This is a genomic window from Frateuria sp. sgz306004 (assembly GCF_057750885.1).
In genome coordinates this window covers 12,845-25,564 of the sequence record NZ_JBYLFE010000003.1, presented here as the reverse complement: position 1 = coordinate 25,564, position 12,720 = coordinate 12,845, and the positions used below count along the sequence as shown (strand labels likewise).

Here is a 12,720-nt window from a genome sequence, read left to right as displayed (position 1 = left end):
CCTGCCCGACCTTCGACAACTCTCCCCTAAGAGATGTCGCGTGACACCAGCTCTTGGGTTTGCGCCCGGCGCATTCACACAAGATGTTGTGGTCGCGAACGGAGGTGAACGTTACCCCCGGGGCGTCAGGTTGTAAAGTGATTTCGTCAGGATTCGCCGACGGAACCGCCAGCGCAAAACCCAGTCGAACCAGACCCGAGTTGTCATGAAAAAGGAGCTTCCATGTTTGCCCGCCTAGCCCACCGAACCGCCGCCTTGTGCCTGGCCCTTGCCGCCGCCGCGCCGCTGAGCAGCCACGCCGCGTTGCCGCCCTCGGTGGATGGCCAGCCCATGCCGTCGCTGGCGCCGATGCTGGAGAAAGTGACGCCCGCGGTGGTGAACATTTCCACCAAGACGCGGGTGCAGGTGCGCGACCCGTTCTTTGACGATCCGATCTTCCGCCAGTTCTTCGGCATGTCCGGCTCGCCACGCCAGCGCGTGGAGCAGAGCCTGGGTTCGGGCGTGATCGTGGATGCCGCCAAGGGGTACATCCTCACCAACAATCATGTGGTGGGTGGCGCCGACGACATCACGGTGTCGTTGCAGGACGGCCGCGATTTCAAGGGCAAACTGGTGGGCACCGACCCCGATACCGACGTGGCGGTGGTGCAGATCCAGGCGACGGGCTTGCAGGCGCTGCCGGTCGCCGACTCGGCCAAGTTGCGCGTGGGCGATTTCGTGGTGGCCGTGGGCGACCCATTCGGGCTGAGCCAAACGGTCACCTCGGGCATCGTGTCGGCGCTGGGCCGCAACGGCCTGGGTGGCTCGGGCTACCAGAACTTCATTCAGACCGATGCTTCGATCAACCCCGGCAACTCCGGCGGCGCACTGGTGAACCTGCGTGGCGAGCTGGTGGGCATCAACACCATGATCTTCTCGCCCTCGGGCGGCAACGTGGGTATTGGCTTTGCCATCCCCACCAACCTGGCCACCGAGGTGATGCAGCAGTTGGTGACCACCGGCAAGGTCAATCGCGGCAACCTTGGCGTGGAAACCCAGGACATCACCCCGCGCATCGCCCAGGTGCTCGGGCTGAAGAACACCAGCGGCGCCGTGGTAACGCGGGTGAACCCCGGCACCGCCGCCGAGAACGCCGATATCCAAGTGGGCGACGTCATCACCGCCATCGACGGCAAGCCGCTGCGCAACGCTCAGGAGCTGCGCAACGCGGAAGGCCTGCTGCCGCTGGGCAGCACCGTAAAGCTCACCGTGCAACGCGGCGGTGCGAGCCGCGAGGTGAGCGCCAAGCTCACACCCGAGAAGCTCGCCACGCTCGATGGCGGCCGCTTGGATGCCCGCTTGGCGGGCGTCACCTTCAGCGAACTTTCGCAAAGCCAGCGCGGCCAGGGCATCGCAGGCGTGGGCATCTCCGGCGTGCGCAGCGGTAGCCGTGCGGCGCTGGCTGGCCTGCAGAACGGCGACATTCTCGTGGGCATCGGCAACCTGCGCGTGCCAGACCTGCGCACTTTGCAGCAGCTCAAGGGTGTGAATCCGCGCCAGCTCGTGCTGGTGGTATCGGGCGATAACGGCGTGCGTTACGTGGACGTGCGATGAGCACCGCGCGACCGTCGCAGTTGAGCTGCGACGGTCAGCGACGGCTGAGACTCGCTAACCGGCGATGAACAAGGTGACGACAACGCGTGGGCCATCGCAGTTTTGCGGCCCACAAGCACATGAATCCGCTTGATGTTTGTGGCTGAGCTGGCTGAAATAGCCGGGTTACACCGGTTTTCTGTTTAGCACGCGCGCCCGAACCAGGCGGCTCGTGAACACCATCATCATTACTCGGGGTTCCTCACCGCCATGTCACTTCGTATTTCCCGCCTCCTCATCGCCGCGCTGTTCTGCGCGTGCGCCGCCAGCGGCGCCATCGCCGCCGGCAAGACCACGACCAAGTCCAAGGCACCCGCCAAGTCTGCCGCGCCCGCAGCTCCCGCCCTGATCTGGCGTGGCGACTACGCCACTGCGCGTGGCGTGGTCGACGATGTGAGCAAGGCATGGGAAAAGAGCGGCAAGGGCCGCATCGACGTGCAGCCGTTCAACACGGCCTCGGGCCTGGACGCTGTGTCGCGCGGCCTCGCCGACGTGGCCGGCAGTGCGCGCGGCAGCGCGGGCGGCGCCGAGAGCGATCTGGTGTTTACCCCGGTAGCATTCGACGCGCTGGTGATGATCACCCATCCGTCCAACAACGTGCCTAACCTCACCGCCAAGCAGCTGCACGACATCTACTTCGGCAAGATCACCAACTGGCGCGATGTGGGCGGCAAGGATGCCCCGATCAACCTGTACGCCGTGGCCAGCCCGGGTGACGGCGTGGAGTACAGCCTGCGCCGCCTGATCTTCGGTCGCGGCAATCAGCCGGTGGCAGCGCCGCGCCTGTACGTGAACACCGCCAAGCTCGAAGAGGCCGTAACGCTGGACCCGAACGCCCTGGGCGTGACCACGCTCTCCGGCGTGGCGACCAACAGCAAGGTGCGCATGATCAATGTGGAAGGCGTGCACCCGAGCCTGGCGACCGTCTCCGACGGCAGCTACCTGCTCTACACCCCGCTCTACCTGGTGACCAACCGCAACAATCCGAAGGCCGCGCAGATCGAAGCCTTCATGGAGTTCCTGCACACCGACCAGGTGAAGGCGCTGGCCCGCCAGCATCAGCTGGTGCCGTATAGCGACGCACCGCAGTTGGCCGAGAACGACCAGGCGCGTCGCGCCAAGCTGCTGGCCGCCAACAACATCCCGATGCCGGTCGAGGAGCCGACCCCGGCACCGACCCCGGTAGCCGCACCGGGCGCGACCTACGCTTCGGCCGCCGCCGTGGCACCGACCTCCGAGCGCACGCAGGAAGCCAAGCAGGCCATGGAAGCGCGCAACGCTGCCGACGCCAAGACCCACACCGTCACCAAGGGCGACACGCTCTCCAGCATCGCGCAGAAGTACTCGGTGAGCGTGGCACAGCTCAAGAGCTGGAATCACCTTTCCAACGACACCCTGAAGCTGGATCAGGTGCTGCAGGTCAGCGGCAACTGAGCGCGGGGCGCAGCGTGCGCATTCGCGCCCTGACGTTGGATCTGGACGACACGCTGTGGCCGGTACTGCCGGCCCTGGAGCGTGCTGACCACGATCTGGACGCCTACCTGCGCCAGCACTATCCCGACGTGGCGCGCGCATGGCCTATTCCCGCCATGCGCGCGTTGCGCGCCGAGGTCGCCGCCGAGCGCACCGACCTCGCCCACGATTTCACTACGCAACGTCACATCACCATGCGGCGGGCCTTCGCCCACTGCGGCATCGACGACGTGCCGCTGGAAACGCTGTGGGAGATCTATTTCTCGGCGCGCAACCGCGTCGAGCTATACCCCGACAGCCTGCCTGCACTTCAACGCATTGCCGAACGCTGGCCGGTGGTGAGCCTCACCAATGGCAACGCCGACCTGGAGCGCATTGGCATCCAGGCACATTTCACGCACCACGTGTGTGCGCGCGACACCGGCGTGGCCAAGCCCGATGCACGCATCTTCGTCGCCGCTGCCGAACGCTTGGGCGTGGCGCCGGAAGAAATCCTCCACGTAGGCGACGATCCTGAGCTGGATGTGGTGGGCGCACGTGATGCGGGCCTGCACACCGCATGGATCAATCGCCATGGCCATCCCTGGCCGGGAGCACTGGGCTCGGCGCCCGACCTGGATGTGCGGGACATGGCCGCGCTGGCGGATTGGCTGGAAGCACTGGGCTAATCACCCGACCGGCGCCGTGATGGCACCACCGCTCAACCTCGCCCCGCACGCCAAAAGCGCGCATCATTAGCCTTATCCCCATGGCATCGCGGCCTTTGCATGCGCCGCGCTAAGGAATTGCATGTCTGTCCTGATCGAACGCAAAGCCGGCGAGCGCCAGAGCATCGCCATCGAAACCACCGACACCACGCGTTTTGCCGCCACCAAGCGCCGCCTTACCGCCGCGCAGCGTCGCTGGCTGGCCGATAGCGGATTCGAAGCTGCACCGGGCACCCATGCATTGGTGGCCGATGAAAGCGGCAAGCTGGTGCGCGTGCTGGTGGGCGCGGATGCGAGCGATGCATTGGGCGCGCTCGGTTCGCTCGCACGCACGCTACCCGAAGCCACTTACCACCTCGCCGACGAGGGTGTGCTCAAGGACACCGTGCAAGCCGCGCTCGGCTGGGCGCTGGGCGGCTATGAGTTCACCCGTTATCGCAAGGCGCGCCGCGCGCCGGCCAAGCTGGCCATCCCCGCGGCCGACTTCGCGCAACTCGCTCCGCTGGTGGAAGCCACCACCCTGGTGCGCGACCTGGTGAACACGCCCACCGAAGACATGGGCCCCAAGCAGCTCGCCGATGCGGTGAAGCAATTGGGCAAGACCCACAAGGCGAAGGTGCGCGAATGGGTCGGCGACGATCTGCTCGAAGCGAACTTCCCCACCATCCACGCCGTGGGCCGCGCCAGCCATCGCTCGCCGCGCTTGATCGAACTCACCTGGGGCAAGGCCAGCGATCCTAAGCTTGCCGTGGTCGGCAAGGGCGTGTGCTTTGACACGGGCGGCCTGGATCTCAAGCCGGCCGACGGCATGCGCTGGATGAAGAAGGACATGGGCGGCGCCGCGCACGCGATCGCACTGGCCGGCCTGATCATGCAGGCCAAGCTGCCGGTGCGCCTGCAGCTGCTCATTCCCGCGGTGGAGAACGCCGTGTCGGGCGCCGCCATGCGTCCGGGCGAAGTGATCACCACCCGCGCCGGTATCACCGTGGAAGTGGACAACACCGACGCCGAAGGCCGCCTGGTGCTGTGTGATGCCCTGGTCTACGCCAGCGAGCAACAGCCCGAGCTGATCATCGACTTCGCCACGCTCACCGGCGCCGCGCGCATTGCGCTGGGCCCGGATCTGCCGGCGCTGTTCGCTAACCGCGACGACGTGGCCGATCGCGTGCTCGATGCCGGTCGTGCCGTGAATGATCCGCTGTGGCGCCTGCCGCTGTGGCGCCCCTACCGCAAGATGCTGGAAAGCTACCTGGCGGACATGGCCAACTCGGGCGCCTCGCGCCACGCCGGCGCCATCACCGCCGCGCTGTACCTGGAGCGCTTCGTGCCCGAGTCCACGCCGTGGCTGCACCTGGACACCTACGCCTGGAACGACGCCGATCGCCCCGGCCGCCCGCGCGGCGGCGAGGCGCTGGGTCTGCGCGCGTTCTTTGCCTTCCTCCAGCAGCGCTACGCGCGCTGACCGCAACCGTCATTCCGGCCAGCGCCGGAATGACGAACGCTTCGCTCGCAGCTCACGCCGCCTCAGGTACTCCCGGAGGGCGCGCCCGCACCCCGCAGCCTGCGCGCCAGCGCACGCAGGCCACGCACGATCTTCGGCACCAGCCACAGCAGGAACAGCACGAAGATCCCCAGCAGCACCAGGAACACCGCCGGGTGCTGCCACATCAGATACATGCCGCCCAGCCAGGAAATATCCTCGCCGGCACTCGCGCCCCAATTGCTGAAAGGCTCGGGCGAGGTGTTGATCAGGGCACGGCCGCCCGTCTTCGCCAGGTGCGTGCCCGAAGCCAGCGCGCCGCCCAGCAACGCGGCGGCGAATTGCGTGCCGGCGCCCGCATCGCGAAACACGCCCCAGGCCAGCAGCGCGCCCGCCGGCACGCGAATGAAGGTGTGCACGGCATCCCACACGCTGTCGAACGCAGGCACCTTGTCGGCCAGGAATTCACCCAGCGCCAGCACGCCGGCCACCACGAGTACCCAGGTGTCGGTGAGCAGTTGCAGGCCATCGGGCAGGTGCACGTAACCCAGGCGGCCCAGCAGGCCGGCGATGAACACGGTGGCGTAGAGACGAAAGCCGCTGGCCCAGGACAGCCCGCCCGCCAGCGCCAGGTTCTGCAAGGTATCCATCCGCACCTCCTCGACCAGGGAGCGCACCGCACCCTGCCAAGCATGCGCGCGCGGCGCGTTTGACCACAAGCGACCCGCTCGGCGACCCCAACCATGACTTTCGGCGATGCACAGGCTGACCTGTGGCTGTCATCCTGTGGGTTTGCCCACGCCACGGATCTGCTTGATGACCACGCCACGCCTGCGCCTGCTTTCCCTTGCCCTCTGCGCCACGCTCGGCAGCCTCGCGCATGCCGAGGACGCCAAGGTCCCGACGCAGCCGCCGCTGAGCGAGCAGACCACGCGTTCCGGCGGGCAGATGCCGGCCGAACAGCAGCGCCTGCATTTCGAACACGCCGAACTGCATTTCAGCGTGAACCCGGCACAGCAAAGCCTGGATGCCAGCGCCAAGCTCACCTTCGCCGCGCGCGAGGCGACCGACGTGCTCTTGCTGGACCTTGACCACAACCTCGCCATCAGCCGCCTCAGCGTGGATGGCAAGGCGCTGGACGCCACGCAGTGGAGTAATCCCGATGGTCGCCTGCGCATCACGCTGCCCAAGCCGCTCGCCAAGGGCGGCAAGGCGGTGGTCGAAATCCACTACGGCGGCAAGCCGCACGTGGCGCAAAAGGCGCCGTGGGACGGCGGCTTCGTCTGGAGCCACACTGAAGACGGCCAACCGTGGATCGCCACCGCTGTAGAAGGCGAAGGCTGCGATCTGTTCTGGCCGTGCATCGATCATCCGCAGGGCAAGCCGGACCTGGTGGACACCTACATCACCGTGCCCAAGGCCCTGGCCGCGCCCGGCAACGGCGTGCTGGTGGACATCAAGGAACACGGCGACACGCACACCTACCACTGGCGCGCCAAGCACCCCACCACCTATGCGATCTCGCTGAACATCGGCCCGTTCGAACTGCTCAAGGGCGACTACCACAGCCGCTACGGCAACACGATTCCGATGCAGATGTGGTACTTGCGTGGCCACGAGGCACAGGCCAAGCAGCTGTTCGGCGAATTCCCGCGCATGCTCGACTTCTTCGAGCAGGAGATCGGCCCCTACCCGTTCGCCGATGAAAAGATGGGCGTGGTGGAAACACCGCACCTGGGCATGGAGCACCAGACCATCAACGCCTACGGCAATGGCTACCCGCGCAGCGAGTACGGCTTCGACTGGCTGTTGCAGCACGAGTTCGCCCACGAGTGGTTCGGCAACCAGGTGACCAACGCCGATTGGGACGACATGTGGATACATGAGAGCTTCGGCACCTACATGCAGCCGCTGTACGGGCAGTACTTGTATGGCGACATGCCGTATTTCTCGATGCTGCAGAACGAGCGCTCGATGGTGAAGAACGCCTACCCGATCGTGGCGGGTCGCAGCCAGTTCGAGCATGAGGTGTACGACGCCAAGCATGGCCCGGGCAACGACATCTACTACAAGTGCTCGCTGATGCTGCACAGCCTGCGACAGCTGATCGGCGACCAGGCGTTCTTCGAGAGTATTCGCCGCCTGGTGTACGGCCGCCCCGATCCCAAGCCCGGCAACTTCACGCCGCACTACGCCACGACGCGCGATTACATCGACATCGTGAAGCAGGTGACCGGCCGCGACCTGGGTTGGTTCTTCAATGTGTACCTGTACGAGTCGGCGTTGCCCGCGCTGGAAACGCGCCAGGATGGCAACACACTGCGCCTGCGTTGGCGGGTGCCACACGACAAGCCGTTCCCGATGCCGGTGGAGGTACAAGTCGGCACGCAGCTGGTGCAGCTGCCAATGAGCGACGGCAATGGCAGCGTGGAGGCGCCTGCCGGCACGCTGGTGCTCGTCGATCCACGAAGCAAGCTGCTGCGCGACCAGCCCCATTTCGCCGAGTACCAGCAGTGGCGAAAGGAGCAAGCGGAAAAACGGGCCAAGACCGCCAAGTAGCACTTCCTGTAGGGGCGCACCCTGCGCGCAACAAACAGCGAGGGCGAATCGCTGGGGGGCAGTGCGCACAAGGTGCGCTCCTACAGGTCAGTGATCACACCGCGCCACGAGCAGTCCTCTGCCAAGGAACTGCCCGTGGGGTGCCCCGTTCAACTCAGCTTTGCTGCTCGGAGGCGTCCGGGGCTTCGCCCTCGCCTTCCTTCTTGCCCACCAGCTCTTCCAGTGCGCCCGCGCCCTTGAAACCAGCGACCGCAGCCAGACCCTTGGTTAGCAGCGACGCGTTGGGATCGAGCTTTTCCGCGCCTTCCACCGCCGCCACTGCGCCGGCGACTTCACCCAGGGTATCGAGAATGCCCATGACCATCTCCACGTTGAGGTAAGCACGTGGAGTCAGCTTGCGCCGGCGCCGGTAGCGAAACCATCGGAATCGTCCGACCGTGGTGGGAGGCGCATGAAAAAACCCGCACGCGCCTGAGGCACGTGCGGGCTTGGAGAGCTTGCACTGCGGCTTAGTGCGCCGTGGCCGGCTGGGTTGGCTTGTCCGTGGTGGCCGCCGCGGTGGCGGTGCCGGAGTAGCGTCCGCCATAGGGCAGCACTTCGGCCGCCAGCTTGGCGTCGCCCTTGATCAGGCCCACGGCGTCGAACAGGATGTGCGCGGTTTCGTCGAGCTGCGGGTCGGCCGCCTTCTTGGCGTCCTTCTCCTGCTTGAGCTCGCTCTTGAGGCTGCGCTCGTTGGCGTTGAGGCCATCGTCCAGCGCCACGTCGTCGCCGCCGTCCACATCGCCGTCGATGGCCTTGTGGCGCGCACGGAAGTCGGCCTGGATGGCGTCCTGTTCCTTGCGCTCGGCCTGACGCTGGGCGAAGTTGAGCGAGATGCTGGTCTTGTCGCGCATCTTGCGGTACTGCGCCAGCTCATCGAGCATCAACTTCCAGCCCGGTGCATTGGCCACGCGCGCGTCGTGCTTGCTCTGCAGCTGGCCCAGATACGCCTTCAGGTCGGCCACCGGCTTGTAGTCGGCCGGCGGAATCTGCGTCCACGGCAGCGCATTGTCGTAGGTGGATTCGCCGAAGTCCTTCTCGTCGCCATTCTTCGGATACTGGATATCCGGGGTGACGCCCTTAAGCTGGGTGGAGCCGCCGTTGATGCGGAAGAATTCCTGGATGGTCATCTTCAGCTCGCCGAACTGCGGCTTCTCGCTGTTGCTGCGGGTGAAGCGATCCAGATCCACCAAGTTCTGCACAGTGCCCTTGCCGAAGGTCGGCTGGCCCACGATCAGGCCGCGGCCGTAATCCTGGATAGCCGCCGCGAAGATCTCCGAGGCCGACGCCGAACCACGATTCACCAGCACCGCCATCGGGCCGCTCCAGGACATGCCCGGATCGTCATCGCCCTGCACCTGGATCTCGCCGCGCGCATCGCGCACCTGCACCACCGGGCCACGGTCGATGAACAGGCCGGTGAGTTCGTTGGCTTCGGCCAACGAGCCGCCGCCGTTGTTGCGCAGGTCGATCACCACGCCTTCCACGCCGGCGGCCTTGAGCTCGCCGAGCAGCTTGGCGACGTCGCGCGTGGCGCTCTTGAAGTTCTTGTCGCCGTCGCGACGGGCACCGAAGTCGGAGTAGAAGCTGGGCAGGTCGATCACGCCGATCTTGCGGGTGACGCCGGCATCCTTGATGTCGATGATCTTCTTCTTGGCCGCCTGCTCTTCGATGCTCACCTTCTGGCGCACCAGGGAGACGATCTCGTGCTTGCCATCCACGCCCGCGTCGGCGGGGAGGATCTCAAGGCGCACCGTGGTGTTCTTCTTGCCGCGGATGTGTTTGACCACATCGTCCAGGCGCCAGCCGATCACGTCGACCATCGGGCCGTTGTCGCCTTCGCCGATGGCCACGATGCGGTCGCCCACGTGCACCTTGCCGGACTTGGCCGCCGGGCCGGCGGGCACGATCTCGCGGATAGCGGTGTATTCGTCACGCGCCTGCAGCACCGCGCCAATGCCTTCCAGCGACAGCTTCATGGAGATGTCGAAGTTTTCCGCCGCACGGGGGCCGAGGTAATCGGTGTGCGGATCGGTGGATTCGGCATAGGCGTTCATGAAGGTCTGGAAGGCATCTTCGCCATCGAGCTGCTTCACGCGGTCGATGTAACCGGCATAGCGCTTGTCGAGCGTCTTGCGGATCTCGTCGTCGGGCTTGCCGGCAAGCTTGAGGCGCAACCAGTCGTTCATGGTGCGCTGGCGCCACAGCGTATCCAGCTCGGCCTGATCCTTGGGCCAGTCGGCCTTCTTGCGATCGTAGTTGTAGGTTTCGCTGGTGTTAAAGTCGAAGCCCTGCTTGAGCAGGCCGCGCGCATAGTTCATGCGATCGATGGCGCGAGTGACGTAGAAGTTGAACATCGAGAACGGACCGGAGAGATCCTGGTTCCAGATGGCATCGTCGAATTGCGTCTTCAGCGGGGCGAACTTGGCGAGATCAGCCTGGGTGAAGAACACCTTTTCACCGTCGAGGCTGTCCAAGTACGCCTTGTAGATCTTCTGCGACATCGCATCGTCGAGCGGCTGCGCGTCGTAGTGGAAACGGGTGAGGAAGCGCGCGGAAAGCTGCGCGGCCTGCCCCTGCGTGTTGGTGGGCGTCAGCGGCAGCGTGGAGAACTTGCGCGGCGCCTTGTCGCCGGCGAGATCGGCGGCGGACTGCGCGTGGACACCGACGCCGGTGACGGCAAGAGCAAGCAGTAGAGCAAGCGAGGGGCGCAGTTTCATAGGGTCTCGGTGGCGTGCCAGATCGGTTAGGCGTGCTCGGTGACACCTGCGGCGTGAGCCTGCAGGTCAGCGTGGTAGGAAGAACGAACCAGCGGACCGGAGGCGACGTGATGGAAACCCATCGCCTCGCCCGCTTCGCGCAGGGATTCGAACTCTTCCGGCGTCCAGTAGCGGACCACCGGGTGATGATGCGGCGTAGGCTGCAGGTACTGACCGATGGTGATCATGTCCACATCGTGCGCGCGCAAGTCGCGCATGGTTTCCAGCACCTGGTCCATGGTTTCACCCAGGCCAAGCATGATGCCGGACTTGGTGGGCACCTCGGGATGCTGCGCCTTGAAGCGCTTGAGCAGATCCAGCGACCACTGGTAGTCGGCGCCCGGACGCACTTCGCGGTACAGGTGCGGCACGGTTTCCAGGTTGTGGTTGAACACGTCCGGCGGGAAATCCTTGAGCACTTCCAGCGCGCGCTCCATACGGCCCTTGCCGCGGAAGTCGGGCGTGAGGATCTCGATGCGGATGTCCGGGCTGGCGTGGCGCACCGCGCGGATGCAGGCAGCGAAATGCTCAGCGCCGCCGTCGCGCAGGTCGTCGCGGTCCACCGAGGTGATCACCACGTAGCGCAGGCGCATGTCGCGGATGGTCTCGGCCAGGCGTGCCGGCTCCAGCGGATCGGGGGCGGCTGGGCGGCCGTGCGCGACGTCGCAGAACGAGCAGCGGCGGGTGCACACCTCGCCCAGGATCATGAACGTGGCCGTGCCCTTGCTGAAGCACTCGTGGATGTTCGGGCAGGAGGCTTCCTCGCACACCGTGACCAGCGAGTTCTCGCGCAGGCGCGACTTGAGCTGCTGCACGGCATTGCCCTGCGGCAGTCGCACGCGGATCCAGCTCGGCTTGCGCAAGGTGGGCACGCTGGCGTCGAAGCCAGCACGGTTCAGGCCGATCTTGTCGTTGCCCAGTTGCTTCTCGGGCGCGCCGGCGACGACGCTGATCGGGATGGCCTTGGAGGTGGACATATCGCTCATGTAGGCAGACTCAGACCGCTACGCGAGCGGGTAGTTCAGGGAGTATGGGGGCGGCCGGCTCAGCGTCGAAACCGAATTGGCGGCAGAACTCTTCCACCAGGGTGTCTTCGACCTCCGCCAGGCGCGACGGGCCGCCTAAGTCTAGCACTTGCGTGACCGCCAAGCCCTTGTAACCGCACGGATTGATGCGGTGATATGGCTCCAGGTCCATGTCCACGTTGAAGGCCAGCCCATGGAAACTGCAGCCTCGGCGCACTCGCAGGCCCAGGGCCGCCACCTTGGCGCCGGCCACGTAGACGCCCGGAGCGCCCTCCAGGCGATCGGCGCCGATGTTCCAGTGCCCCAGGGTGTCGATGATGGCCTGCTCGATTTTGTTGACCAGCTCGCGCACGCTCACGCCAGCACGACGCAGGTCGATCAGCGGGTAACCCACGATCTGGCCGGGGCCGTGGTAGGTGACCTGTCCGCCGCGATCCACCTGCACCACCGGAATGTCGCCCGGCGCCAGCACATGCTCCGGCTTGCCGGCCTGGCCGAGGGTGAACACGGGGTCGTGTTCCAGCAGCCAGAGCTCGTCGGGGGTATCAGGGCCCCGGTTGTTGGTGAATTGGCTCATGGCCTCCCAGGTCGCGGCGTAAGGCTGGCGACCGAGGCGACGGACTTTGAGCGGCAGGGACATGGGGGCAAAACCTGGGGATGGAGCCGATTATCTGCGGTCGTGGGCCAGCCCTTGCAAGGGCTGGAAGTCACCACGGGCCCGGGCGGGACAGCGCCCGCCGGGGCCAGGAGGGTCTTTACAGCGTGTAACGGATGTCCGGATCGGCGCGCAGCACCGTGTGGGCCATGTCGTACTGCTCGCGCGTGTCACAGTGAAAACTCACGGTGACGGAGATGAAGTTGCCTTCACGCGAGTGGCGGTGCTTGACCGTCTCGTGCAGCACTTTCACGCCAATGCCTTCCAGCAACTGCGGCACGCGGGTTTTCAGGTCCGCGCTGGCGTTGCCCATGGCGGTGATCTCGAACTCGCCGGGAAACTGGAAGCCCTGGCCCTCCTGCTGGGCCTGGATGGTGTCGATATCTTGCAT

11 protein-coding genes are annotated in these 12,720 nt (G+C 65.8%); 5 read left to right on the top strand and 6 right to left on the bottom strand.

Features of this window, described 5'->3' with window-relative positions; all coding sequences use genetic code 11:
* Positions 1 to 222: 222 nt before the first annotated feature.
* The 4 genes from AC3G2C_RS06395 (at position 223) to AC3G2C_RS06380 (ending at position 5,274) form a co-directional block, all read left to right on the top strand.
* A complete protein-coding gene (locus AC3G2C_RS06395; RefSeq protein ID WP_488383795.1) occupies positions 223 to 1,593 on the top strand; it encodes a Do family serine endopeptidase in 1,371 nt (456 codons plus the stop codon).
* Positions 1,594 to 1,842: 249 nt separating this feature from the next.
* Positions 1,843 to 3,066 (top strand): LysM peptidoglycan-binding domain-containing protein, encoded by a 1,224-nt coding sequence (locus tag AC3G2C_RS06390; RefSeq protein WP_488383794.1) that lies wholly within the window; start codon positions 1,843 to 1,845, stop codon positions 3,064 to 3,066.
* Positions 3,067 to 3,080: 14 nt separating this feature from the next.
* Positions 3,081 to 3,773, top strand: a complete 693-nt coding sequence (locus tag AC3G2C_RS06385; protein ID WP_488383793.1) for an HAD family hydrolase — start codon at positions 3,081 to 3,083, stop codon at positions 3,771 to 3,773.
* A gap of 121 nt (positions 3,774 to 3,894) precedes the next feature.
* Positions 3,895 to 5,274, top strand: coding sequence for a leucyl aminopeptidase family protein (locus AC3G2C_RS06380; protein WP_488383792.1), 1,380 nt, complete (start codon positions 3,895 to 3,897; stop codon positions 5,272 to 5,274).
* 62 nt (positions 5,275 to 5,336) lie between these two features.
* Here AC3G2C_RS06380 and AC3G2C_RS06375 read toward each other — a convergent pair whose 3' ends face one another.
* Positions 5,337 to 5,942: a DUF4126 domain-containing protein gene (locus tag AC3G2C_RS06375; protein ID WP_488383791.1), complete on the bottom strand. Its 606-nt coding sequence runs from the start codon at positions 5,940 to 5,942 to the stop codon at positions 5,337 to 5,339.
* Between the two features lie 166 nt (positions 5,943 to 6,108).
* Here AC3G2C_RS06375 and AC3G2C_RS06370 point away from each other — a divergent pair, with 166 nt between their 5' ends.
* The gene (locus AC3G2C_RS06370; RefSeq protein ID WP_488383790.1) at positions 6,109 to 7,851 is read left to right on the top strand and encodes a M1 family metallopeptidase; all 1,743 of its coding nucleotides are present in this window, start codon (positions 6,109 to 6,111) and stop codon (positions 7,849 to 7,851) included.
* 154 nt (positions 7,852 to 8,005) lie between these two features.
* On the opposite strand, the gene AC3G2C_RS06365 is transcribed toward AC3G2C_RS06370, so the two are convergent.
* From AC3G2C_RS06365 to AC3G2C_RS06345, 5 genes are all read right to left on the bottom strand, one after another.
* Positions 8,006 to 8,209 carry a hypothetical protein gene (locus AC3G2C_RS06365; protein ID WP_488383789.1) on the bottom strand — a complete coding sequence of 68 codons (204 nt, stop codon included), beginning with the start codon at positions 8,207 to 8,209 and terminating at the stop codon, positions 8,006 to 8,008.
* A 151-nt stretch (positions 8,210 to 8,360) separates the two neighbouring features.
* On the bottom strand, positions 8,361 to 10,610 hold the full coding sequence (locus tag AC3G2C_RS06360; RefSeq protein WP_488383788.1) for a carboxy terminal-processing peptidase: 2,250 nt from the start codon (positions 10,608 to 10,610) through the stop codon (positions 8,361 to 8,363).
* Between the two features lie 26 nt (positions 10,611 to 10,636).
* On the bottom strand, positions 10,637 to 11,635 hold the full coding sequence (gene lipA, locus AC3G2C_RS06355) for a lipoyl synthase (RefSeq protein WP_488383787.1): 999 nt from the start codon (positions 11,633 to 11,635) through the stop codon (positions 10,637 to 10,639).
* Positions 11,636 to 11,645: 10 nt separating this feature from the next.
* Complete coding sequence (gene lipB, locus AC3G2C_RS06350; protein WP_488383786.1) at positions 11,646 to 12,314, bottom strand: lipoyl(octanoyl) transferase LipB; 669 nt, start codon at positions 12,312 to 12,314, stop codon at positions 11,646 to 11,648.
* Positions 12,315 to 12,429: 115 nt separating this feature from the next.
* On the bottom strand, positions 12,430 to 12,720 hold the full coding sequence (locus AC3G2C_RS06345) for a DUF493 family protein (RefSeq protein ID WP_488383785.1): 291 nt from the start codon (positions 12,718 to 12,720) through the stop codon (positions 12,430 to 12,432).

Bases quoted from the DNA above. Each gene is read 5' to 3' on its own strand.
- AC3G2C_RS06395 (WP_488383795.1), top strand. From the start codon at position 223: ATGTTTGCCCGCCTAGCCCACCGAACCGCCGCCTTGTGCCTGGCCCTT.
- AC3G2C_RS06390 (WP_488383794.1), top strand. From the start codon at position 1,843: ATGTCACTTCGTATTTCCCGCCTCCTCATCGCCGCGCTGTTCTGCGCG.
- AC3G2C_RS06380 (WP_488383792.1), top strand. From the start codon at position 3,895: ATGTCTGTCCTGATCGAACGCAAAGCCGGCGAGCGCCAGAGCATCGCC.
- AC3G2C_RS06375 (WP_488383791.1), bottom strand. From the start codon at position 5,942: ATGGATACCTTGCAGAACCTGGCGCTGGCGGGCGGGCTGTCCTGGGCC.
- AC3G2C_RS06370 (WP_488383790.1), top strand. From the start codon at position 6,109: ATGACCACGCCACGCCTGCGCCTGCTTTCCCTTGCCCTCTGCGCCACG.
- AC3G2C_RS06365 (WP_488383789.1), bottom strand. From the start codon at position 8,209: ATGGGCATTCTCGATACCCTGGGTGAAGTCGCCGGCGCAGTGGCGGCG.
- AC3G2C_RS06360 (WP_488383788.1), bottom strand. From the start codon at position 10,610: ATGAAACTGCGCCCCTCGCTTGCTCTACTGCTTGCTCTTGCCGTCACC.
- lipA (WP_488383787.1), bottom strand. From the start codon at position 11,635: ATGAGCGATATGTCCACCTCCAAGGCCATCCCGATCAGCGTCGTCGCC.
- lipB (WP_488383786.1), bottom strand. From the start codon at position 12,314: ATGTCCCTGCCGCTCAAAGTCCGTCGCCTCGGTCGCCAGCCTTACGCC.
- AC3G2C_RS06345 (WP_488383785.1), bottom strand. From the start codon at position 12,720: ATGCAAGATATCGACACCATCCAGGCCCAGCAGGAGGGCCAGGGCTTC.